This is a genomic window from Streptomyces sp. NBC_01463, from assembly GCA_036227345.1.
In the GTDB taxonomy this organism is placed as follows: Bacteria; Actinomycetota; Actinomycetes; order Streptomycetales; family Streptomycetaceae; genus Streptomyces.
This window is the reverse complement of sequence record CP109468.1, coordinates 7,734,892-7,758,406: the sequence shown is the minus strand read 5'-3', so window position 1 is coordinate 7,758,406 and position 23,515 is coordinate 7,734,892. Positions and strand designations below refer to the sequence as shown.

The following is a 23,515-nucleotide window of genomic DNA, read 5'->3' as shown; positions in this document are numbered from 1 at the left end:
GCCAAACGGCCAAAAACAGACGATAGGCGACTAGATCCACACTTAACCCATCGGTCACAAGGCGTTCGTGATCAGGCAACACCGTTCGGTCACAGTGAGGACATGACTGATGTGACATCCGCGAAGACTGCCCGCCGCCCGCACCACTGGCGGCGGGACCTCATTGAACTTGCCGCCCTGTTCACCGCGGTCGCCGTCGCCGACGCGATCGCCAACCTGATCGGACACCAGCCCGACGGCCCCTACCTGCTCATCGCCTCGGCCGTGGCACTGACCGCGACCGCCGCGTTCCACACCTGGTGGGCTCGGCGCCACAGCCACGCACCACCGCCGGCCGCGGACGACGTCCCGGCCGATGGGTCTCGTGCCGCCACGGTCGACGCCGACGCCCCGGAGACGGATTCGGCGCCCGCCGAGACGGTGCTGTGGCGGATGCGCACCACGGTCCGGGACGCGCCCGGCAGCCTCGCCGCGCTCTGCATCGTGCTGGCCCGCCACCGGATCGACATCCTGACCCTCCAGACACACCCGCTGGCGGAGGGCACGGTCGACGAGTTCCTGCTGCGCGCACCCGCCGCACTGCCGGCTCCGCAGCTGACCCGGGCGATCTCGGAGGCCGGCGGCAGCTCCACCTGGATCGAGCGGGCCGACACCCACGATCTGGTGGACGCCCCGACCCGGGTGCTCGGCCTCGCCACGCGCACCGCCCTGGACGCCGCCGAACTCCCGCTCGCCCTGCGCCAGCTGCTCGGCCGTTGCACCATCCACTCGCTGCCCGCCGTGTCGATCACCGGACGCGCCACCGGTGAGACCGCACCCGTCGAAGGGGTGCTGGAGGAGACCGTGATGCGGCTGCGCGACCCCTCGGGCGGCGTCATCACGGTCGAGCGCCCTTATCTCCCGTTCACGCCCACCGAGTTCGCCAGGGCGCGCGCCCTGGTCGAGCTCGATGCCCGGCTCGGCCCCCGCGTTCCGCGCAGCGAGCACGTGCTGACCCTCCCCGAGGGCAACGCGATCACCGTGCGCCGGGCGGACCGCGGTGACCTCGAAGCGGCCCGCGCCATGCACGACCGGTGCTCGGAACAGACGCTGCGCCTGCGTTACCACGGGCCGGTCCGCGACGCCGACCGCTACCTCGACCACCTGCTGAGCCCGCGCTTCGGCCGCACCCTCGCCGTACAGACGGCGTCCGGCCGGACGGTGGCCCTCGGCCATCTCCTCTGGGACGGCGACGAGACCGAGGTCGCCCTGCTCGTCGAGGACGACTGGCAGCGCCGCGGTATCGGCTCCGAGCTGCTGGCCCGGCTGGTGGCCCTCGCCGTCGAGGCGGGCTGCGAGAGCGTCTACGCCGTCACCCAGGCGTCGAACACCGGCATGGTCGCCGCCATGCGCGCGCTCTCGCTGCCGCTCGACTACCAGATCGAGGAAGGCACGCTCGTCATCACCGCCCGGCTGGGCGGCGCGACTCGGGCGCGGTCCCTGCCCCCGTACGAGCAGGCCGGGCACTGACCACCTGACGTACCGGCTCCTCGCTGCTGAGCGCCTGGCAGAGATCGGCCCAGAGGTCCTCGACGTCCTCGAGACCGACCGACATGCGCAGCAGCCGGTCGCCGACCCCCGAGGCCTGCCGGTCTCCTTCATCCACAATGCGGTGGCTGATGGAGGCCGGGTGCTGGATCAGGCTGTCGACGCTTCCGAGACTGACGGCGGGCGTGATCAGCCGTACCGCGGCGATCACCCGGTGGGGGTCCCCGTACACCTCGAAGGACACCATCGCACCGCCCAGTTCCGGGTAGTGGACGCGGGCGATCCGCGGGTCGGCGGAGAGCCTGCGGGAGAGTTCAGCGGCGCTCGCGGACGCGGCGCGGACACGCACCGGCAGCGTGGCGAGCCCCCGCAGCAGCAGGTATCCGGCCATCGGGTGGAGGACGCCGCCGGTGGCGAAGCGCACCTGGCGCAGCCGGGCCGCGAACTCCTCGTCGCAGGCCACGACTCCGCCCATCACGTCCCCGTGACCGCCCAGGTACTTCGTCGCGCTGTGCAGCACGATCCGCGCCCCGTGCTCGACGGGCCGCTGGAGCACCGGAGTGGCGAAGGTGTTGTCGACCAGGAGCGGCACCGAGCCGCAGGAGTGGGCGACCGCCCTGATGTCCACCTCGGCGAGGGTCGGATTGGCGGGCGTCTCGACGATCACCAGCCCGGTGTCGGGGCGGATCGCGTCGGAGATGCCCGCGGGGTCCGTCCAGGTCACCTCGGTGCCGAGGAGGCCGGCGCCCAGCAGATGGTCGCTGCAGCCGTAGAGCGGGCGGACCGCGACGACGTGACGCAGTCCCATGCTCGCCCGGGCCAGCAGGACGGCGGTCAGCGCGGCCATCCCGCTGGCGAACGCGACGGCGCTCGCGGTCCCTTCGAGGCGGGCCAGTGCCGTTTCGAACCGGGCGGTGGTCGGGTTGTCGAGCCGGGCGTAGACCGGCGGCCCGTCGAGCCGGGCGCCGGTGGTGGCGAAGGCGTCGATCCGCTGCGCCTCGCCCCTGGAGTCGTACGAGGGGTAGGTGGTGGAGAGATCGATCGGCGGGGCGTGCAGGCCGAGAGCAGCGAGGTCGTCGCGGCCGGCGTGCACGGCTTCGGTGGCGAGCGCCCGGGACGGGGGTGTCGTCGAGGGCGTCTTCGAGGATGCGGAGTCCATGCCCCCACTCTGAACAGTGACCGGAACTCCTGCCGAAAAGCCCGTGTTACGTTCGGCGAATGACCGATTCCGTCGCTCTCGACACGGTGGATCTGCACATACTGCGGCTGCTGCAGAACGATGCCCGGACCACGTACCGCGAACTCGCGGCCGAGGTCGGGGTCGCCCCGTCGACGTGTCTTGACCGCGTCACCAGGCTGCGTCGCACCGGCGTCATTCTCGGCCATCAGCTGCGGCTCGACCCGGCCAGGCTGGGGCGCGGTCTGGAGGCGCTCCTGTCCGTGCAGGTCCGGCCGCACCGCCGGGAGCTCATCGGCCCGTTCGTCGAGCGGATCAGGACGCTGCCCGAGTCCCGGGCCCTGTTCCACCTGACCGGTCCCGACGACTACCTGGTCCATGTCGCGGTGACCGACACCGCCGATCTGCAACGCCTGGTACTGGACGAGTTCACCTCGCGGCGCGAAGTGGCCCGTGTGGAGACCCGGCTCATATTCCAGCAGTGGGAGTGCGGTCCGCTGCTGCCGCCCGCGGCCCGGACGGGCGGCCCCGGCCGGGACCAGGAAGCGGGCACGGGTCCGGTTCCGCGTCAGGACCATGGTGCCGGTTCATGGTGACGCGGAGGCCTTCTCCGTACGAGGATGTCCCCATGTCAGATTCTCCGAGCAGCGCGCTGCCCCGCCAGGTCGCCGACACCTACGTCGACGCATTCATCGAACTCGACCCGATCTCGGGCACCTATCTGGGTGTCGCGGAGAGCTCGCGCCGCCTTCCCGACTTCTCCCCCGCGGGCCAGGAGCGGCTGGCCGAGCTCGCCCGCACCACTCTCGCCCAGCTCGACCGTGCCGAGCAGCTGCCGGGTGCGGCCGATGACGCCGAGCGCCGGTGCGGCCGTCTGCTGCGGGAGCGCCTGACGGCCGAACTCGCCGTCCATGAGGCCGACGAGGCGCTCCGCGCCGTGTCCAATCTGCACTCTCCGGCCCACTCGCTCCGTGAGGTGTTCACGGTGACGCCGACCGAGACGGACGAGGACTGGGCGGCCGTCGTCGAGCGGCTCCAGGCCGTCCCGGCGGCACTGTCCGGGTACCGCGAGTCCCTCGCGCTCGGCCTGGAGCGCAAGCTGTACGCCGGTCCGCGTGCCACCACCACGTTCATCGGCCAGCTCGACGAGTGGGCCGGGGACGGCACGACGGGGTTCTTCCAGGACTTCGCCGCCGCCGGCCCGGACGCGCTGCGCACCGGTCTGGACGCCGCCGCGGCGCAGGCCACCCGGTCGCTGGAGGAGCTGCGGGACTGGATGCGGGACGTGTACGCCCCGGCGGTCGAGGGCGAGCCGGACACGGTCGGCCGTGAGCGGTACGCCCGTTGGTCGCGCTACTTCAACGGCACCGACCTGGATCTCGACGAGGCGTACGCGTACGGCTGGTCGGAATACCACCGGCTGCTCGCCGAGATGCGGACCGAGGCCGAGAAGGTGCTGCCGGGTGCCGGCCCCTGGGAGGCGCTGGCCCACCTCGACGTGCACGGCAAGCACATCGAGGGCGTCGACGAGGTCCAGACGTGGCTGCAGGGTCTGATGGACGAGGCCATCGAGGCCCTGGACGGGACGCACTTCGAACTCGCCGAGCGGGTCCGCAAGGTGGAGTCCCGCATCGCCCCGCCCGGCGGCGCCGCGGCGCCCTACTACACGGGCCCCTCCGAGGACTTCTCGCGTCCCGGCCGCACCTGGCTGCCGACGATGGGCGAGACGCGCTTCCCGGTGTACGACCTGGTCTCCACCTGGTACCACGAGGGCGTGCCCGGCCACCACCTCCAGATCGCGCAGTGGGCGCATGTCGCCGAGAGCCTCTCGCGCTACCAGGCGTCCATCGGCATCGTCAGCGCCAACGCCGAGGGCTGGGCGCTGTACGCGGAGCGGCTGATGGACGAGCTGGGCTTCCTGCCCGACGCCGAGCGCCGGCTGGGCTATCTCGACGCCCAGATGATGCGGGCCTGCCGGGTGATCGTGGACATCGGCATGCACGCGGAGCTGGAGATCCCGGCCGACTCCCCGTTCCACCCCGGTGAGCGGTGGACGCCCGAGCTGGCCCAGGAGTTCTTCGGCAACCACAGCGGCCGGCCGGCCGACTTCGTGGAGAGCGAGCTGACCCGCTACCTCTCGATGCCGGGCCAGGCCATCGGCTACAAGCTGGGCGAGCGTGCCTGGCTGCTCGGCCGGGAGAACGCCCGCGCCGCCCACGGGGACGCCTTCGACCTGAAGGCCTGGCACATGGCCGCCCTGTCCCAGGGGCCGCTGGGTCTGGACGACCTGGTCGACGAGCTGTCGAAGCTCTGACCTTCGCGTCGGCCGGTCCCGGGCGTGCTGCCCGGGACCGCCGCGTGCATACTGACGCCCTATCTCGCGATGCGTCCGGGGCGGCGTCCCGGCCTCCGGTTCAGCAACCGCAGTCGTCGGAGCCGGCCGGGGCGGTCAGCGGGTCGGCGGTGCGGCGCTCGCGCCCCTGCCAGGTCTCGAACTCGAAGCCCTCACGCGCCCAGTACTCGAAACCGCCCAGCATCTCCTTGACCCGGTAGCCGAGTTCGGCGAGTGCGAGCGCGGCCCGGGCGGCGCCGTTGCAGCCGGGTCCCCAGCAGTAGGTGACCACGGGCACTGCGGGGTCGAGCAACTCCCCGGCCTGCTCCGCGATGAGCGCCGTCGGCAGGTGTACCGCCCCGGGGACGTGGCCCTGGTCCCAGGACGCGGTCGAGCGGGAGTCGAGGAGTACGAAGCCGGGGTCACCGCCGGCCGCCAGGGCCGCCGCCACGTCCGAGACATCGGCGTGGAACGCGAGCGAGGCTCCGAAGTGGGCGGCGGCCGCGGCCGGGGCCGCCGGCGGGACGCGGAGCACGGGGTTCGTGACGGTTGCGGGAGCGGGGGCCGTGGCGGTGACGGCGGCGGTGTCGATGAGCTGCGGAGTCATGGTCAGAAATCTATGACCGGCACCTCCGCGCCGGAAGGTGAGATCCCCGGCACATCTCTTGATCCGCCGGGGAAACCCCTGTTTCCTCTAAGCATGACCGACTATTCCCCGGACGCCACCGACTGGCTCATTCTCGACGTCCTGCAGCGCGAAGGGCGCGCGTCGTTCGCCGAACTCGCGCGGGCCGTCGCCATGTCGTCGAGCGCCGTGACCGAGCGGGTCCGCAGGCTGGAGGAGGCCGGAATCATCAGCGGGTACGCGGCGGTGGTGGAACCCGAACGCCTCGGTCTGCCGATCCTCGCCTTCGTACGGCTGCGGTATCCGAACGGCAACTACAAGCCGTTCCACGACCTCCTCGACACCACGCCGGAGATCCTGGAGGCCCACCACGTCACCGGCGACGACTGCTTCGTGCTGAAGGTGACCGCCCGCTCCATGAGTCATCTGGAGGCGGTCTCCGGGAAGATCGGCGCCCTGGGCTCCGTCACCACCAGCGTCGTCTACTCCTCGCCACTGCCGAGGCGCGCGGTCAGTCGCTGAGCCCCGTCCCGCCCCCGACCCGGTGCCGTACGGCCGAACCGTTCCGCTCCTTCACCACTTCGAGCTGGGCGGGAATGCGCCGGCGCAGATCGCCCACATGGCTGACGATGCCGACGCTGCGGTCCCGCTCGCGCAGCGAGTCCAGTACGTCGAGCACCTCGTCGAGGGTCTGCTCGTCGAGGCTCCCGAATCCCTCGTCGATGAACAGGGTGTCCAGCCGTACGCCGCCCGCCTCGTCGGTGACCACGTCGGCCAGGCCGAGTGCCAGCGCGAGCGACGCGAAGAACGTCTCGCCGCCGGAGAGGGTGGCCGTGTCGCGCTCGTGCCCGGTCCAGGCGTCGATGACGTGCAGACCGAGACCGGCGCGGCGGCCGCCCGCGCGGGCATCGGAGTGGACCAGCTGGTAGCGGCCGGACGACATGCGGCGGAGCCGGGCGCTGGCAGCCTCCGCCACCTGTTCGAGCCGTGCCGCGAGCACGTACGACTCGAGCCGCATCTTGCGTTCGTTGTCGGCCGAGGTGCCCGCCGCGAGCCCGGCAAGCCGGGCGATGCGTTCGTACTCCGCGCGCACCAGCCCCAGATCGCGCACCTCGTCCGCCGCGCGCCGGGACAGCCGGTCGAGTTCGGCGGAGCGTTCACGGGCCGCGGCGAGAGCGGCCGACGCATCGCGGAGCAGGCGTTCGGCCGCGTCGTGGGCCGTCTGTGCCACGTCCGGCGCGGCCGGCGCGCGTTCCGCGGCGGCACGGGCCCCGGTCTCGGCGAGCCGGTCGGCGACGGCACCCGCCTCGGCCTGCCAGGCGTCTATGCGGTGCTGGAGCGCGCGCTGACCCGAGTCGGGGACCAGGGTGGCCGCCGCGGCCTGCGGCGTGTCGAAGCCGGCCCGGAACGCGGCGTCGGCGAGCCGGTCGTCGGCCTGCTTGAGCCGGGCTGCCGCGCTCTCCTCCTCGCGCACCGTCCCGGCCGCCTCGACGAGCAGCGCGACCCTGTTCTGCAGGAGCGCGGCGTGCTCGGAGACGCTGCCCGACCCGCCACGCGCGTGGACCAGCACCTCTTCCAGGGAGGTCTGTTCACGGTCGAGGCCCTCGCGCCGGGACGTGCGGGCCGCGGCCCGGCGTTCGGCCTGCTGCCGGTCCTCGGCCCGCTGTGCCTGCTCGCGTTCGGCGGCGGCCAGCGCCTCACGCGCGGCGTGCGTGCCCGCGGCGGTCCGGTGCACCTGCGCGTGCTCACGGGTCAGCGTGTCCACGAGCGCTGCCAGCCGGGCGACCGTCGGACCGGGCTCCCCGTCCGTCGCGTCCCCCTGCTGCCCGTCCGCGTCCGCCGGACCTCCGGTGCCGCCGTCGTCGACCGGGCCCACGGCCTCGGCCCGGGCTGCCGCATAGCGTTCCCGTACGGCTCCGAGTGCGTGTTCCGCATCCGTGCGCGCCTGCTCGGCGCGGCGGTGGGCGGCCTCCGCCGCCTCCTCCGTCGCCTGGTCGACATGACCGTCCCCGGGGCGCGCGGGCCTCGGATGGTCGGCGGAGCCGCACACCGTGCAGGCCTCGCCCTCGACGAGTTCCCGCGCGAGTTCCGCCGCGATGTCCCGCAGCCGTCGTTCCCGCAGGTCGAGCCAGTGCTCCCGGGTACCGAGGGCGTGCTCGCGTGCCGTGCCGAGCCGCTCCTGCGCGGACGTCGCCTCGTCCGCCAGCGCGTCCCTGCGGCGGGCCGCTTCGAGACGCCGCCGGGCCGGCTCCAGCCGGCCGGCCAGCAGTTCGGCGCGGGTGACGGCCTCCTGTGCCTGTTCGATGCGGGCGTGCAGACCGCTCCGGGTGTTCTCCCAGCCGGCCAGCCAGCCCTCGGCGTCACGGATCAGCTCGTCGTCCGCCCGGGCCTGCCGCTCCAGTGCGGCACGCTCGTCGTCGATCTCCGCGCTGCGCCGCTCGGCGCGACGTGCGGCGTCCAGCCCGCCGAGCTCCTCGCGGAGTCCTCGTTCCAGTGCCGCCAGTTGTTCGGCACCCGCGTCGGCCAGGGTGGCGGGCATCCGGGACCGGGATCGGTCGCGGGCCGCGCGCGCGTGCTGATGGGCGCGCCCGGCGTCGTCGCGGAGTTCGAGGGCAGGGGCGACGAGGTCCGCCTTGCGGGCGCGCCGCAACTGCTCCCGGTCCTCGTCGTGCGCGGCCCGGCCCGCCTCGGACGCGGCGGCACGGCGCCGGGTCTCCTCGTACCTTTGCTGCAGTCCGGCCAGTTCCCGTTCGGCGTCCAGGGCCTGCCGGGCCGCGGCGTGCCGGCTCTCGGCCGCGGACAGCACCGAACCGGCGATGTCCAGCCGTTCCCGGGCGCCGCTGCGGGCCGTCGCGGCCCAGGCCAGGACGGCGTCGGCGAGTCCGGGTTCGCCCGGCTGGAGCGTGGGCATCGGCCACTCGCGGCCGGCCGGGCCTGCGGCCTGGGCGATCCGCTGGGCGAGGGCGAGGATCTGTTCGTCCCCGGCCCTGACCTGGCTCTCGGCGGCCCGGCGGAGATCGGCGAGGCGCTCCTCGACGGCCGCGAAACGCCGTGTGTCGAAGAGCCGGCCGAGAAGCCTGCCGCGTGCTTCCGCGTCCGCCCGCAGGAAACGGGCGAAGTCGCCCTGCGGCAGGAGCACCACCTGGCAGAACTGGTCCCGGCTCATACCGATGAGCTGCGTGATCTCCTCACCGATCTCCTGGTGCGAACGGCTCAGCGCCTGCCAGCCCTGCTCGGGATCGTGGGCGCGCAGCCAGCTCTGCGCCTTCTCAGTGGTGTGGCCGCCACCCCGCTTCTTCGGGCGGGGCTGGGCGGGGCGCCGGGTGATCTCCAGACGGCGCCCGCCGACGGTGAGTTCGAGCCGGACCTCGGTGGGCAGGTCCACCGGGGCGTGGTCGCTGCGGAGCGAGGTGCCGGGGCTCTGCCGGGCACCGGGCACGGCCCCGTACAGGGCGTAGCAGACGGCGTCGAGGACCGAGGTCTTCCCGGCGCCGGTCGGTCCGTGCAGCAGGAAGAGGCCGGCTGCGGAGAGCGCGTCGAAGTCGATCTCCTGGGTGGTGCCGAACGGCCCGAAGGCGGTGATGGCGAGCGTGTGGAGCCTCATCGGTTCACCTCGCGCACACCGTCGTCGACCCGTACGTGATCGAAGGCGCCGCGCAGCACCGTCCGCTCGTGCTCGTCGGTCCCGCAGCCGCCGCGGACATGGGCCACGAAGTCCTCCGCGATGCTCTGGTCGTCGCGTCCCCGCAGCCGCTGGGCGTACGAGGTGTGCGGGGCGTCGGGTGCCCGGTCCGGTTCGAGGACCAGGCTGAGCGTGTGCGGGAAACGCTTCAGGAGACGGGCCATCGGCTCGGACGGGCGGACCGGATCGGTGAGGGTGGCCTCGACCCAGGAGTGCTCGTGCCGGTCGAGGGCGGGGTCGTCGAGGAGGGCGTCGAGCCGGCCCCTGAGCCGGGCGATGGCACGCGGCACCGGGCAGTCGATCCGCTCCGCGGCGATCGCGCCGGTGGCGTCGAGGTCGATCAGCCACATCGTCTTGCGGTGGGTGGCCTCCGAGAAGGAGTACGCGAGGGGCGAGCCGGAGTAGCGGACGCGCTCGGCGACCGTCTGGCAGCCGTGGAGGTGCCCCAGGGCGACGTAGTCGACGCCGTCGAAGACCCCTGCGGGGACGGCCGCCACCCCGCCCACGGTGATGTCGCGCTCGCTGTCGCTCGGCTCGCCGCCCGCGACGAAGGCGTGGGCGAGGACCACCGACCGGGTCGGGCGGGGCCGCTCCGCGAGATCGGCACGGACCCGTTCCATGGCTGCGGTGAGCACGGCCTCGTGCCCGGCCCGCTCCGCCCGGAACACGTCCTTGACGAGGGCGGGCTCCAGATAGGGGAGTCCGTAGAACGCCACGTCGCCGTGCGCGTCCGGGATGACGACGGGGGTGGCGCACCGCGCGGGGTCGGTGCGCAGGTGGATGCCGGCCCGTCCGATGAGTCCCGCGCCGACGCCGAGCCGGCGGGCCGAGTCATGGTTCCCGGAGATCATCACGGTGGGCACACCGGCGGCCGCGAGACGGTGCAACGCGTCGTCGAAGAGCTGCACGGCGGAGAGCGGCGGCACCGCCCTGTCGTACACATCACCCGCCACGAGCACCACGTCGACCTCGTGCTCGCGCACGGTGTCCACCAGGTGGTCGAGGTAGGCGGCCTGTGCCTCCAGCAGCGAGACCCGGTGGAACGACCGCCCCAGGTGCCAGTCCGATGTGTGCAGAATCCTCAAGAGCCGGCTCCGACCCGCATGCTTCGCTTCCTCGTCATCCGCTGCCGGTCAGCCCGTGCGCCGGCCCGGCCCGGACCCCCGGTGCCGGTCCCCGGCGCGGCTGCGCACTCCTGCCCCTGTTCCCTCACGCATCACAGTCTCCCATCACCGGGGACGCGCCCGGGGCGGCTGCCGCAGGACGGCCCCGGACGGGCTCAGGCGTCACCGTAGGCCTCGTCGCCCAGTTCCAGTTCCGCCTCGCCCGCGGTCGCGTCGGCCAGCCAGCGGCGGAAGTCCTCGACATCGGCGTCCGGCAGCCCGATCTCGATGGTCACCGCCTCCGCGTAACTGACCTCGCGCACGCTGCGTCCGGTGGCCCGCAGTTCGTTCTCCAGCCGTCCGGCGCGCTGATGGCCGACCGTGACCGTCGCGATCCGGAAGCGCTGCCGGGTGAGGGTGCCGATGGCGTCGAGGGCCTCGCCGACCACTCCCCCGTACGCCCGGATCAGCCCGCCGGCGCCGAGCTTCACCCCGCCGTAGTAGCGGGTGACGACCGCGACGACGTAGCGCATCTCGCGGCGCGTCAGCATCTGGAGCATGGGGACGCCCGCGGTGCCTCCCGGCTCGCCGTCGTCACTGGCCTTCTGGACGGAGGCGTCGGCGCCGATCACGTACGCGAAGCAGTTGTGCGAGGCGGTCGGGTGTTCCCTGCGGATGCGTGCGACGAAGTCCTGCGCCTCCTGCTCGGTGGCGGCGGGGGCCAGCGCGCAGATGAAGCGCGAGCGGTTGATCTCGGTCTCGTGCACGCCCGCACGGGCGACTGTCCGGTACTGCTCCTGCATCCGGCCACCTTATGTGCAGCGGCGGAACGTGATCTTCGGGGCCGCTCCGGCCTCGCGAAGAGCATCGTCGTGCTCGCCGTCGGGCGCGGGCGGCCCGCCGCTCCGGTGTGCGAGAACCGGTCGTGCCCGGGATCCACCTCGCACCCCGACCGGACGGTCAAGGCCTCCCCCGCCGGCCGGATCGGGAATCGCACGGCGCTCCGCGTCGTTGACCGGCCAGGAGCATTCCCACCGATCAGGAGTCAGACATGTACGGGTCGCCCGAGACTGTGCGCAAGATCCTCACCGGGCTCGGTGACACCTGGGCGGTCGTCGGCCTGTCGTCCAACCGCGGCCGGGCCGCCTACGGGGTGGCGGAAGTCCTGCAGCGCCACGGGAAGCGGATCGTGCCGGTGCACCCGAAGGCCGAGACCGTCCACGGCGAGCAGGGCTATCCGGACCTCGAATCCATTCCGTTCCCCGTCGACGTCGTCGACGTCTTCGTCAACAGTGAGCTCGCCGGCCCCGTCGCGGACCGGGCCGTCGCGATCGGCGCCTCCGCCGTCTGGTTCCAGCTCGGCGTGATCGACGAGGAGGCGTACGAACGCACCCGGGCGGCCGGGCTGGACATGGTCATGGACCGGTGCCCCGCTATCGAGATCCCCGCACTGAACGGCTGAGAGCGCCGGCCGGTCGTATGTGCGGGGTGTCACGGGGTATCACACTCCGCTCTGGGCTGGGAGGATGGCCCGCTGTGAGTACCGCCCACGCACCGAGCGTGTCCACCGCGCCCCACAGCCGGGCCCTGCTGTCCGGACAGCTCGCCGCGCTCGGCGTCGAGCGCGGCGGGGTGCTGATGGTGCACGCGTCACTGAGCGCGGTGGGGGCGGTGAACGGTGGCGCGGGCACGGTCGCCGCGGCGCTGCGGGAGGCGCTGGGGCCGGAGGGCACACTCGTGGTCCCGTCCTTCACGCCGGAGAACTCCGACACCTCCCCGCAGTTCCGCGCCACCGTCCACGGCCTCGGTGAGCGGGACCGGGAGGCGGTACGGGCGGCGATGCCCGCTTTCGACCCGGCGCTCACACCCGCCCCGTCGATGGGCCGGCTCTCCGAAACGGTGCGCCGCTCCCCCGGCTCCGTGCGCAGCGCGCATCCGCAGACCTCGTTCGCCGCACTGGGCCCGCTGGCCGGACATGTGGTGGCGGACCACCGTCCGGACTGCCATCTGGGCGAGGACTCCCCGCTGGCCCGTCTGCACGAACTGCGGGCGCAGATCCTGCTGCTCGGCACCGGCTTCGGCTCCTGCACCGCGTTCCACCTGGCGGAGTACCGGGTGCCGTCGCCGCCCCGCCGCACATACCGCTGTGTGGTGGGTGGCGGGGGCGGGAGCCGGTGGTGGGAGTACGAGGACGTGGCCCTGGACGACGGCGACTTCGCGGAACTGGGCGCGGACTTCGAACGATCGGAGCCCGGCGCCGTCCGCACCGCCCCGGTCGGCTCCGCCGCGAGCCGGCTGTTCCGCTTCCCGGCCGCGGTGTCCTTCGCCACGGGGTGGCTACCGGCGCACAGAGGCGCGCAAGGGGCGCACATCTGACGGTGCTTCACGCCCGCGCGACAACCTCCTGGCCGGTGCATCTATATCCAACTTCCCTTGTGGCGCTCATACTTACCGCGTATCGGCCCCGAGGGGAAGGCACCGGATGGAGCAGCTGATCCGTACCGAGGACGGCAGGGATCTCGCCGTGGAGCGCTTCGGGAATCCGCGCGGCAGACCGGTGTTCCTGCTCCACGGCACCCCGGGCAGCCGGCTCGGACCGGCCCCGCGGGGGGCGGTGCTCTACCGGCTGGGCATCCACCTCATCGCCTACGACCGTCCCGGCTACGGGGCGTCCGACCGGCTGCCCGGCCGTGCCGTGTCCCATGTGGCCGCCGATGTCGCCGCCATCGCCGACGCCCTGGGCATCGGCGAGTTCGCCGTGGTCGGACGGTCGGGCGGAGCGCCGCACGCCCTCGCCTGCGCCGCCCTGCTGGCGGGGCGGGTCGCCCGTACGGCCGCCCTCGTCGGCCTGGCGCCCCGCGACGCCCCCGGGCTCGACTGGTTCGAGGGCATGACCGAGTCGAACGTCCGTGAGTACATCAACGCAGCGGCCGGACGGGGCCGGCTCACCGCGGCACTGGAACGCCGGTCGGCGTCGATCCGGGCGGATCCGATGGGTTCGGTCGTCGACATGCACCGCGGACTCTCGGCCTCGGACCGCGGGATCGTCTCCGACACGGGCATCCGCGCCATGCTGGTGCGCAACTTCGCCGAGGGGCTGCGCAGTTCGGCCGACGGCTGGGTCGACGACGTCATGTCGTTCAGCAGCGACTGGGGGTTCCGGCCGGAGGACATCGCCTCGCCCGTGCTGCTGTGGCACGGCGAGGACGATGTGTACGCACCGGCGCAGCACACCCGCTGGCTCGGCGAGCGCATCCCCGGCGCGGAGACCGTGGTGGAGCGCGGAGCCGCGCACTTCGGCGCGCTGCGTGTGCTGACCCGGGTGCTGGGCTGGGTCACCCGATGACCGTCCGGTCGCACCCGCCGGCGGCGGCAGGGCGGCCGGATCGCTCCGGATGACCGCCCCGCCGCCCGCGCGGCTCAGACCGGCTGCGGTTCCAGATCGCGGTTGATGCGCCGCCCGGTGCGGGCCGCGACCGCGATGGGGTGGTCCATCCCCAGGTGCTCGACGGCCAGGGGCACGACTTCGGCCCGCAGCCGCTCCGCCTCCCGCTCCCGGTCCATGGAGCGCAGGGTGACGGCCAGGTTGGAGCGGCAGGCGAGCACATCGGGGTGCGCGGGACCGTACCGGTCCAGCAGGCCGTCGAGAGCGGCCCGCTCCCAGCGCTCCGCCGACTGCGGCCGGTTCAGGTCGCCGTAGGCGTTGGCCAGGTTGATCGCGGCGCAGAGGGTGAAGGGATGCTGTGCTCCCAGGCTGTCCTCCAGCGCGGACCTGACCTCCTCGCCGGCCTCCGCCGCCGACTGGGCCGCTCCCATGCCCCGCAGGTAGATGGCGACGTTGTTGCGGCAGGCCAGGGTGAACGGATGGTCCTCGCCCAGAGTGGCCCGGTAGCCGTCCAGGGACTGCTGGGCCAGGTCCAGTGCCGCCTGCTTGTCGCCGACCGCGGAGAAGTCCGCCGCGAGGTTGAGCCCGCAGGCGAGGGCGTCGGGCACCTTGGTGCCGTACCGCTCCCGGTAGCGGTTGTACGTCTCCTCCGTCAGCAGCTTCGCCTCGTGCGGGTGGCCCGCCTTGCGCAGGGACACGGCCAGGCTCTTGGCCGTGCGCAGCGCCTCGGGCACGTCCGCGTTGAGCACCCGTTCGAAGGCGGCCTTGACCTCACGGAGGATCTGCACGGAGGACTCGTACTCCCCGGTCTCGCGCAGATCACGGCCCAGGTGGCCCTTGGTCGTCAGGGTGTACGGGTGGTCCTCGCCGAGCAGCGTGCTGCGGCGCTCCACGGTGAGGTCGTCGAGCCTGCGGGCCGCTTCGCTGTCACCGGTCAGCCGGTAGTCGATGGCGAGGTTGTGGGCGGCGACGAGAGTGCGGGGGTGATTGTCCCCGAACGTCTCGCGCATCACGTGGTGGATCTTCTGGTCCCGGGCCAGCGCCTCGTCGAACCGGCCCAGCGCCCGCAGGTCGGCGGCGAGGCTGCCGGTGGTGATCAGCAGGCTGGGATGGTCCTTGCGCAGCAGGCGGGTCTGCCGGGCGAGGGTGTCCTCGTCCATCCGGCGGGCCTCCGGGTAACGCCCCTGTGCACGCAGGGCGTTGGCCAGTTCGAAGCGCAGGTTGAGGGTCTGCAGGTCGTCCTCGCCGAGCTCCTCGGTCCAGGTCTTGTTGAGCTGGGTCCCCAGCACCCGGGCGCTCTCCAGCTCGCCGCGTTTGAGGAGGTAGCGGATGCGGTCGACCATGAGCTGCCGGGCCTCGGCCTCGTCGCAGTCGGCGACGCCCGAAGGTCCCAGGTGCGGCCAGATCAGCTCGAAGGCCGGCCAGCTCCTCGGGTCGTTCACCGGGTTGTCCTGGTCGGCGCCCTGGGCCGGCCGGGCCTCGGCGAGGATGCGGTGCACCTCGTGGACGGCCGTGTCCCGCTCCTCGGGCGACAGTCCGGCCCGGACGGCGGCCTGGACGAGCCGGTGGACCTGGATACTGCTGTCCGCCGGGTCCACCTTGGCCAGGGCGAACCGGTTGAGCGCCTGGATGACACGGCCCAGCATGTACCGCTCGCGGAGGTCGGGGTCGTACGGCAGCAGGGAGCGGAACATCGAGTCGCTGCCGATGAGGGTCATCGATATCGGCTCGGCGGAGAAGAAGGCGCACAGTTCGAGGAGCCGGACCGCCGCTCTGGACTCGTTGCGCAGCCGGGCGATGGAGATGTTCCAGGTGGCGCCGATCTGCAGGGCGTAGTCCTCGGGCCTGCCCAGGGAGAGCACTTTGGTGCTCTGCTCCCTGAGCTGTTCGACGTAGGCGTCGACGGGGGTGGCGGTCTCGGCCAGCCAGGCCGCGGCCACCTCCACGGCGAGCGGCAGGTCCCCGACGGCCTCCGCCACCCGGTCCGCGTCCCTCGCGGGCAGCTTCCGCACTCTGCGGCAGAGGTGCTCGACACTCTCCGAGCGGGTGAACACCTCGACCTCGACCGGCTCCACCCGGCCGGAGATCGGCTTGTTGCGGCAGGTGGCGAGAATGTGGCCGTAGAGCCCGGAGGTGAGCGGTCCGGTCTCGTCGGGGAAGAGTTCCAGCGCCTTGTCCAGGTCCTCGACGTTGTCGAAGATGAGCAGCCAGCGGGCGTACGGTGCCCCGCTGCGCAGCGCCTGGAGTGCTGCCCTGGCCGCCTCGGCGACCACCTCCCCGGCCCGCAGGTCCATCTGCTCGGCGAGTTCCGCGAGTGACGAGACCACCCGGTCGGGCTGCTCGGCCTCCACCCACCACACCAGGTCGTAGTCGGCCCGGAACCGGTGCGCGTACTCCCGCGCCACCTGGGTCTTGCCGACGCCGCCGAGCCCGTAGAGGACCTGCGGCAGATGCTGTGCGGCGCGGTTGCTGCCGCGTAACTGGTCGCGCAGGCGCACCAGTACGGAGCCGCGGCCGGTGAACTCGGCATGCCGGGGGCGTACGTTCCACACCCGGGGGACCGTGCCCGGGAAGCGCGGGCCGCCGGGTGCGGCCTGCGCCGACTCGATGGCCTCGGGCCGGTCCAGTGCCGTGAGCACGGCGGTGGCCGCCTCGCGTTCGTCCAGCCGGGCGACGTCCACGATGCCCCTGCTGTTGAGCGGCATGGTCAGCCGTACGTCGCTGATCCGCACCGGAACGAGCTGGCGGCGGCTGCCCGAGGGGTCGAGGCCCAGCGCGGACTCCCACAGACTGCGGGCCCTGCTCGAACTCTGGTAGGCCTGCGAGACGACCGGGACGACCCGGAAGGCACCCGCCGTCGCCCATTCCGCGTCGTTCCAGGCGGTGTGGGAGGTGCGCACGTCCACGGGCACGACATGGAATCCGGACCGGGTGAGGACCGACTCCAGCCAGTCCGCCCACATCTGGTCCTCCGCCACATAGGTGAGGACGATGTTGGACGGCGGGACAGGCCTGCGGCGGGTGTAGGCGGCCACGTAGGCCAGCCGCTCCGACTCGTCCATCGCGGGCAGCGCGCTGACCCGGCCCTCGGTGAGCACCGAGGTCAGCCGTTCGCAGGAGGTGAGCATGGAGCTCGATATGTTCGGCGCGTCACCGAAGGTGGCGAGGATCTCCTCGTAGGCGTAGAAGGGCCGGTAGGGAATCTCCACCGTGCCCCAGTAGTTGGCCAGTTCCTCGCTGGACAGGCCGCTGGGGAATCCGGGAAAGCTCTCCCGGGCCAGCGCCCGGCCGGCGTCGGCCTTCTCCTTCTCGCCGTCGTCGATGCGCATCGGCACGGGCAGGATGCGTATGTGCTTGTCGTGGAACCGCTCCTCGATGTCGCGGGCCACGGCGGACGCGCCCTCGATGCTCTGGTCGCTGAGGGTGAAGCAGACGACCAGCACCTGCGGCATCTGGACGGTGCAGATGTCGGCGATGTCGCTCAGTCCGGTGCGGCTGTCGATCAAGGTGAAGTCATAGTGTTTCTGCATGTCGGCCCGCATGGCGTCAAAGAACTGGCCACCGCCGTAGCGCTCGTAGAAGTCGTCCCAGTCCATCCGGCCCACGGTCGAGGAATAGTCCCGGTTGCGGCGTCCCGCGGAAAGGAAATCAAGGCTTCCGCCGTGCTGGAAGGCCCAGTTGAGCGAAGTGGCGTGCGGCCGGACCCGGGCGTATTCACGGTGCCACTCCGGATCGCGCGCCGCCGGCCTGCGCGCCTCCTCCTGGTATTCGGTGATCATATTGATCAGCCCGGGTGTGGCGGCCAGATCGGAGAGATCGAGAAAGGGATGGAAGAACCGGTGCAGTCCGGGGGCTTCGAGATCCCAGTCGACGGCGAGCACCCGGTAGCCGTTGGCGGCGAGAATCCAGGCGGTATTGGCGAGCGCCATGGTGCGCCCCGTGCCGCCTTTGTAGGAGTAGAAGGTGACGACTGTTCCGTCACGGTTCTCGGTCATCTGCTGGGTCCTCCCCCTCGGGGGCGTCACCGTCGCCGGTATCGCCCGTGTCCTGGCCCGTACCGGTAACAGATGGAGCGGAATTACTGCTTCCGTAGCCGACGCCGTCGATCAGCAGTCGTGGCATCGCACCGCCCGCGCCCTCGGGCGGAAATGTCTCGGCATGCGCGGCGTAGTGGCGTTCCGCGGACTTCACGGCTCCCGGGAGTTCCTGGCTGAAGGCCTCCAGGGTGGGGACGCCGCCGCCGTGCGACCGGTGACCGTGCTCGCCCTCGGGCCCGGATTCGAGTACCCCCTCGACCACGGCGCGCAGTTCGGCCTCCCGGCGCCCGGAGTCGGGATCGTCCCTGTTCCACGGGACCATGACGCTGATCCAGGGCCGGCCGTTCTCGCTCAGCCGCCGCAGCAGCTCCTGGCGGCGCGGGGTATCCAGCGCCCACCGGTCCAGCAGGAGCAGCCCCGGGGCCTGCGGCCGCTCGGCACCGAGCATCCGCTCGGCCTCCGCCTCGAACTCGCCCACCCTCACCTGGTAGTCGAGGTTGCGCACGAGGTCGACGGCGTGGTCGGCCAGCGGCCTGGACGATTTGGGGTGGTAGGGATTCCAGTCCCGCTGCGCGGGCCCGTAGCAGTCCGGTGCCCGGTCGGGCGGCAGGTCGGAGCGGGAACAGGCGAGGACGGATATCTCCATCTGCCGGGCCCTGCCGGGCGGTCCGAAGGCACTCGGCACCGCGGCGTAGTCCTGGTGCGGGTCCCCCTCCGGCATCCGGCTCTGCTCCGCCACCTTCACTATCCGCTTGGCCAGCAGATAGACGGCCCTTTCGTACTGGTCCCGCAGATAGCGCAGTTTGATCAGTCCGTAGAACCCCTCGTCGGCGTATTCCTCACCGAAGGCGGCGTGATTGAACTGCAGTCTCTCGGCCGGCTGCGGCAGGTGTCTGGGCGGTACGGGAACCCAGAGCGCCGGCACGATTCCCGACATCTGGCTGCCGTTGCTGCGGGCAGCCTGATAGTGCACCGCACGGCTGGAGAACGCGTACCACTCCCGGCCGCACTGCTCACTCAGGAAATAGCGCGGCGAGTAGAGCGGAACGAACACCTTGCAGTACGCGAGGGATTCGGAGAGGCGCTCCTGCCATCCCTCTCCGGGCTGCATCTGCTGATCCAGAAACCCGGCCGGAACCCCGGCGGGCAAGGACGTCAGCTGCAGAACGTGGGCACACAGGTCCCGGTAGAATCTCTCGACCCAGAGATTCGGATCTTTGTCCTTCGGATCGTTCCTGGGTGTATGCGCATAGCTGAGGAAGAAGTACGGTCTCGGCTCATCTCCCTGTGCTCCGGCACCTTCAAGATCCAACGTCTCCCCCGGTCCACGTGTGGGACCTCAGTCTAGGAAGTATCGAATCTTCGGCGGAACGGCAGGAACGCGCCTATTTGCCAATCCGGCCGCTCCGCTTTCGGTGCCGGTCAATCAATTGCTGCCATATCCGCCAATTTTGAAAGGGATCAAGGACGGAGCTGCGCTCCATGCACCGGATTGCGGGCGATCCAGTCGGCGCGATGACGCCCGGCCGAGTCCCGCGCCCGGGCCAGGGCCGCGGCGGAGACCTCTTCCGTCTCCCAGGTCTCGGCCGTGCCGCGCATTCCGGCCACGAACCGCTCGCCGAGCGGGGTCAGCAGCCCCGATCCGGCCAGCACCTCCACGGCTTGCGTCGTCTGCTCCCGCCACCGGGCGAACCGCGCTTCGGCCGCGCCCGCCAGGATGCCCTGTGCCGTGTGCCTGCGCACGCGCCAGAAGTCCGTGACGGCGATGTGCGCGTACGTGCCCTGGAGCAGACCGTCCAGTGGCCGCGGGTCGGGTCGCCAGGGCGCGTAGAACAGCCGTCCGCCGTCGTCGGGGTGGTGGAGGTCGAGGCTGTCCAGAACGGCGCCCAGCTTCACGTGCTGGAACTCGTGGACGATGAGCAGGGCCAGCAGTTCCGGGGTGTCCGGCCGGGCCGCGCCGATCGCCCCGAAGGCATCCCGCGACGCCGCGCTGACATCGCTGCCCCCGGGTGCGTGCAGCGGAGTGACGACCCGCAGTCCGGTCGCCACCCCCGGTGCGTAGCCCGGGAGTTCGTCCTGGATCAGGGTCCAGGCCTCGGCCAGGTCCTGCGCCCAGAGCTTCGCCTCGCCCGCGGAGAGCCGTGGGGCGACGGGCCACTGGTGGCGGTCGCGCAGCGGGTCGGTGTCCTCCAGCGCCACCGACCAGCCGGGACGTTCGACCACGCGCACCGGCTGCCAGTACGGAGTGAGTCCGTCCACCCCCTCCTCCCAGTCGATCCGCACACGGCGCCCCGCCGCCCGTACCGAGAACCCCTCGGCGTCCGCGCTCACTTCGGCGAGCGCGGCGTCCGGCGGCAGCGCCACCGAGCCGAGCCCGGGCAGGCGCAGCAGTCCTTCCCGCACGGGGACCGCGACCATGTCGCCCCGCCGGGCCCGCAGCACGGCGGCGGCCGCGATCTCCGCCAGGCCGGGAGCCGCGGCGTCCCGTCGCGTCCCGTCCCGGAGCACACCGAGCGCCCATGGCCTGGTGTACGGGTGCGCGAGGACGGCGTCCAGCGCCTCGGGCGCGCACGCGTCGATGTCGACCAGCAGCTCCCAGGCCTGCATCGCCGTGCGGTCGGTGCGCGGGGCGCGTTCGCCGACGGCGGCGAGCAGTTCGTGGTTGATCTCTGCCTGGGCCGCGACGAGCCGGGCCACGGTCCGGTCGCTGCCGAAGCCCGAGGCCAGCTCGTCGAGTCCCGTCGCACCGAGTCCGGCCTCGTCGAGCGGCTCCGGGCCGCTCACCACGGCCGTCGCGGCTTCCCGGTCACGAATGTTCACGATCAGTTCCATCAGGTCGGGGCAGAACACCGAGGGGTTGAGGAAGCCGCTCCCGGTCCGGTAGCGGTGTGCGTAGAGGCCGCCGCCGCAGGAGTCGACCACCGGGCAGGCACGGCACTCGTCGGCGAGCTGCTCCAGACCCTGCTGCCGGGCGAGCATGCCCGGATGGGCGAGCACCTCGTCGAGGGTGTGGTCGACGAGGTTCATGCCGGTGGCGGGTGCCGCGTCGTAGGCCGTCTTGAGGCTGTCGGCCTGTTCGAACGTGCCGTCCGTCTCGATGACCACGAGATCCGCCGGGGCCAGGCCCAGCGACTCGGTGAGACTGCTCTCGCCGCGCAGTGTCCGCAGCACCGAGTCGAAGATCCGCACCGGCACCGGCCGGCCCGCCGCGTCCCAGCGCCGGTAGATCACGTCGAGCCAGTCCGCATAGGGCGTGACCGATCCGTGCGGCCGGGGCGGCGGCACGTCCCAGGTCGCGTGCGGGAGCAGGAAGTCGATGCGCGGCGGGTCCAGGGCCACCAGGGCGTCGTACACGGCGACGGGGTCGTTCTCCACGTCGATCGTGCAGAGCAGCCCGGCGAAGAGCCGCCGGTAGCCCGGGCGGTTGAGCAGTGCGACGGCGCGCAGCACCTGGGGGTGGCTGGTGCGTCCGTCGGCGTAGCGGCGATGGCGGTCGTTGGAGACCCGGTCGCCGTCGAGCGACACCCCTACCTTGATGCCCAGTTCGGCGAAGAGGTCGCAGAAGTCCTCGCTGAGGAGGACGCCGTTGGTGTGGATGCGCAGGTCCAGTGCGCTGATGCCGTCGAGTGCGCGGGTGAGCTCCTCGGCCGCGCACCGGATCAGTTCCGGGCCGGCGAGCAGCGGTTCCCCGCCGTGCAGGACGACGTGAACGACGGGGAGCCCGTGCGCCAGGGCGTGTTCCGCGATGCGGTCGGCCGCCCTGGCCAGGGTCTGTCTCGTCACCGCCCGGGGCCGGCCGCGCCAGCTCGTGTCCGCGTGCTCGTACACGTAGCAGTGATCGCAGGCAAGATCACAACGGCTGTGCATCTTCAGCACGAATTGGCTCAAAGAAGGGGGTGGCCGGTCCATGACGCGTGACGGTTCCGGCTACTCAGACGGACGACTGAAAGGCTGCGATCACCAACGGACTCGCCCCGGTGTCAGTCGGCAGGAGCCGGCTGATCGATGCGGGCAGGGCCCCGCCACCCTGGACAGCGGCTCGCTGCGCGAGCGGCACCCGGGGCACGGCCTGGCTGCGGGGCGCGAACCCCGGCCGGACGGCCGCCGAGACGAGTGTAGTTTTCATTTAAGGCCCTTCATGTTGAGGACGTCCATGATCGCGAACCCCGATATGGACAGGGAAGAATCCCTGGTTTTCCTTATAAATAGGACAAATCTTCAGAGATAGCCACTTGGACACACGTCGGGGCGCTGCGCACCACAACGCGCGCACCCGCCCTGCGGTCACGCGCACCACCCCCGGATGGCCCAATCCGCTCCCCGCCCGGCCCGTTCGCCGGAGCCAGGGCATGCCAGGCCCAGCCTCCCGCAGCGGGGAGGCCCGGACCAGACTGATGCGGAAACAGGACCGGCAACCGAGACACGATTCGGTCAGACTCCCAGGCCCTCGACGACCACGGCCCCCGGCAGCGCCGCCAGCGCCTTGCCCGGCATGATCAGCTTGCCGCGCCGGGTGCCGCTGCCGACGAGGACCCACTCCTCGTCCACGACGGCGGAGTCGATCAACAGCGGCCAGCCGCCCGGGAGTCCGACCGGGGTGATGCCGCCGTACTCCATGCCCGTCTCACCGACCGCCGTGTCCATCGGGGCGAACGACGCCTTGCGGGCGCCGAGGTGCTTGCGGACGGCGCCGTTCACGTCGACGCGGGAGTGGGAGAGGACCAGACAGGCGGCGAGGGTGACCTCGCCGCCGCGCTTGCCGGCCACGACGACACAGTTGGCCGAGCGCTCCAGCAGATCGGCTCCGTGGTGCTCCACGAAGGCCGCCGTGTCGGCGATCTCCGGGTCCGTGTCGACGTGGATGATCTGCTCGGCGGGGATGTCGCCCCAGCCTTCGCGTACCGCCGCGGCCACCGGCGCGGTGAGGAGTGCGAGACGGTCGGCAGCGGGGCAGGCGTCCTCGAAGGAGCCGATGGGGGCGCGCATGCGGGACACGCTAACAGCCCCTCCTTGCCTGCCGGTTGAGCGTCTCATCTGACGGGCGGGATGGAGACCGCCATGGTGACGTCGACGGCTTCGGAACCCTCGTTGCGATAGGCGTGCGGGTGATGGGCCTCGAAGGTGGCGGACGTGCCCGCCGGCACGGTGTACGAGGCGCCGTCCACGTCCAGGGTGAGGGTGCCCGCGGCGACGTGGAGCAGTTCCACGGTGCCCTCGGGATGCGGGTCGGAGGCGCTGCCGTCACCGGGCACCAGATGCCAGGTCCACAGCTCCAGCGGGCCCCGGGCCTCGGTGCCGACCAGCAGGGTGGTGGAACTGCCCGCTTCCGTGGACCACATGCGGACGGCCTGGTCCTCGGGCACCAGGCGGACCGGGGAGCCCTGGTCGTAGTCGAGCAGTGTGGTGATGCTGACCCCGAGCGCGTCGGCGAGCTTGACCGTGGTGCCGACGCTCGGATTGGTGCGGGCCTGTTCGATCTGGATGATCATGCCGCGGCTGACCCCGGCACGCGTGGCGAGTGCGTCCAGAGTGAACCCCCGCTCACCGCGCCAGCGCTTGAGGTTGCGCGCGAGGGACTGGGTCAGCTGGTCGAGGTCAGTCACGTTCCGTCCAATATTTTGGATGACAGAGTCGAAAATACTGCACT

At 71.9% G+C, this 23,515-nt stretch carries 17 protein-coding genes; 7 read left to right on the top strand and 10 right to left on the bottom strand.

The features are described 5' to 3' along the window. Positions 1–102: 102 nt before the first annotated feature. Positions 103–1,509, top strand: coding sequence for a GNAT family N-acetyltransferase (locus tag OG521_34115; GenBank protein ID WUW25528.1), 1,407 nt, complete (start codon positions 103–105; stop codon positions 1,507–1,509). On the opposite strand, the gene OG521_34110 is transcribed toward OG521_34115, so the two are convergent. Continuing rightward, positions 1,442–2,686: a PLP-dependent transferase gene (locus OG521_34110; protein WUW25527.1), complete on the bottom strand. Its 1,245-nt coding sequence runs from the start codon at positions 2,684–2,686 to the stop codon at positions 1,442–1,444. The genes OG521_34115 and OG521_34110 overlap by 68 nt on opposite strands. A 59-nt stretch (positions 2,687–2,745) precedes the next feature. Here OG521_34110 and OG521_34105 point away from each other — a divergent pair, with 59 nt between their 5' ends. Then, the gene (locus OG521_34105) at positions 2,746–3,300 is read left to right on the top strand and encodes an Lrp/AsnC family transcriptional regulator (protein WUW25526.1); all 555 of its coding nucleotides are present in this window, start codon (positions 2,746–2,748) and stop codon (positions 3,298–3,300) included. Between the two features lie 32 nt (positions 3,301–3,332). After that, the gene (locus tag OG521_34100) at positions 3,333–5,018 is read left to right on the top strand and encodes a DUF885 domain-containing protein (GenBank protein ID WUW25525.1); all 1,686 of its coding nucleotides are present in this window, start codon (positions 3,333–3,335) and stop codon (positions 5,016–5,018) included. Positions 5,019–5,118: 100 nt separating this feature from the next. On the opposite strand, the gene OG521_34095 is transcribed toward OG521_34100, so the two are convergent. Beyond that, positions 5,119–5,643, bottom strand: a complete 525-nt coding sequence (locus tag OG521_34095; protein WUW25524.1) for a rhodanese-like domain-containing protein — start codon at positions 5,641–5,643, stop codon at positions 5,119–5,121. A gap of 93 nt (positions 5,644–5,736) precedes the next feature. Between OG521_34095 and OG521_34090 the strand changes: the two genes are divergently transcribed. Further along, complete coding sequence (locus OG521_34090; GenBank protein WUW25523.1) at positions 5,737–6,183, top strand: Lrp/AsnC family transcriptional regulator; 447 nt, start codon at positions 5,737–5,739, stop codon at positions 6,181–6,183. Here OG521_34090 and OG521_34085 read toward each other — a convergent pair. From OG521_34085 to OG521_34075, 3 genes are all read right to left on the bottom strand, one after another. Then, complete coding sequence (locus OG521_34085) at positions 6,173–9,265, bottom strand: SMC family ATPase (GenBank protein ID WUW25522.1); 3,093 nt, start codon at positions 9,263–9,265, stop codon at positions 6,173–6,175. The genes OG521_34090 and OG521_34085 overlap by 11 nt on opposite strands. Further along, positions 9,262–10,428 (bottom strand): exonuclease SbcCD subunit D, encoded by a 1,167-nt coding sequence (locus OG521_34080; GenBank protein WUW25521.1) that lies wholly within the window; start codon positions 10,426–10,428, stop codon positions 9,262–9,264. Before OG521_34080 ends, OG521_34085 begins: the two co-directional genes overlap by 4 nt. A gap of 194 nt (positions 10,429–10,622) precedes the next feature. Next, positions 10,623–11,249, bottom strand: coding sequence for a YigZ family protein (locus OG521_34075; GenBank protein ID WUW25520.1), 627 nt, complete (start codon positions 11,247–11,249; stop codon positions 10,623–10,625). 248 nt (positions 11,250–11,497) lie between these two features. Between OG521_34075 and OG521_34070 the strand changes: the two genes are divergently transcribed. From OG521_34070 to OG521_34060, 3 genes are all read left to right on the top strand, one after another. Beyond that, positions 11,498–11,908 carry a CoA-binding protein gene (locus OG521_34070; GenBank protein WUW25519.1) on the top strand — a complete coding sequence of 137 codons (411 nt, stop codon included), beginning with the start codon at positions 11,498–11,500 and terminating at the stop codon, positions 11,906–11,908. 98 nt (positions 11,909–12,006) lie between these two features. Next, positions 12,007–12,822 carry an AAC(3) family N-acetyltransferase gene (locus OG521_34065; protein WUW26894.1) on the top strand — a complete coding sequence of 272 codons (816 nt, stop codon included), beginning with the start codon at positions 12,007–12,009 and terminating at the stop codon, positions 12,820–12,822. Positions 12,823–12,928: 106 nt separating this feature from the next. Then, positions 12,929–13,792: an alpha/beta hydrolase gene (locus OG521_34060; GenBank protein WUW25518.1), complete on the top strand. Its 864-nt coding sequence runs from the start codon at positions 12,929–12,931 to the stop codon at positions 13,790–13,792. A gap of 74 nt (positions 13,793–13,866) precedes the next feature. On the opposite strand, the gene fxsT is transcribed toward OG521_34060, so the two are convergent. From fxsT to OG521_34035, 5 genes are all read right to left on the bottom strand, one after another. After that, complete coding sequence (gene fxsT / locus OG521_34055; GenBank protein ID WUW25517.1) at positions 13,867–17,826, bottom strand: FxSxx-COOH system tetratricopeptide repeat protein; 3,960 nt, start codon at positions 17,824–17,826, stop codon at positions 13,867–13,869. Then, a complete protein-coding gene (locus OG521_34050; protein ID WUW25516.1) occupies positions 17,810–19,180 on the bottom strand; it encodes a TIR-like protein FxsC in 1,371 nt (456 codons plus the stop codon). The genes fxsT and OG521_34050 overlap by 17 nt, the downstream gene beginning before the upstream one ends. A gap of 149 nt (positions 19,181–19,329) precedes the next feature. Then, entirely contained in the window at positions 19,330–21,777 is a 2,448-nt protein-coding gene (locus OG521_34045; protein WUW25515.1) for an FxsB family radical SAM/SPASM domain protein, read from the bottom strand. A gap of 522 nt (positions 21,778–22,299) precedes the next feature. Further along, complete coding sequence (locus OG521_34040; GenBank protein WUW25514.1) at positions 22,300–22,854, bottom strand: YbaK/EbsC family protein; 555 nt, start codon at positions 22,852–22,854, stop codon at positions 22,300–22,302. A gap of 44 nt (positions 22,855–22,898) precedes the next feature. Further along, positions 22,899–23,471 carry an XRE family transcriptional regulator gene (locus OG521_34035; GenBank protein WUW25513.1) on the bottom strand — a complete coding sequence of 191 codons (573 nt, stop codon included), beginning with the start codon at positions 23,469–23,471 and terminating at the stop codon, positions 22,899–22,901. Positions 23,472–23,515 lie beyond the last annotated feature (44 nt).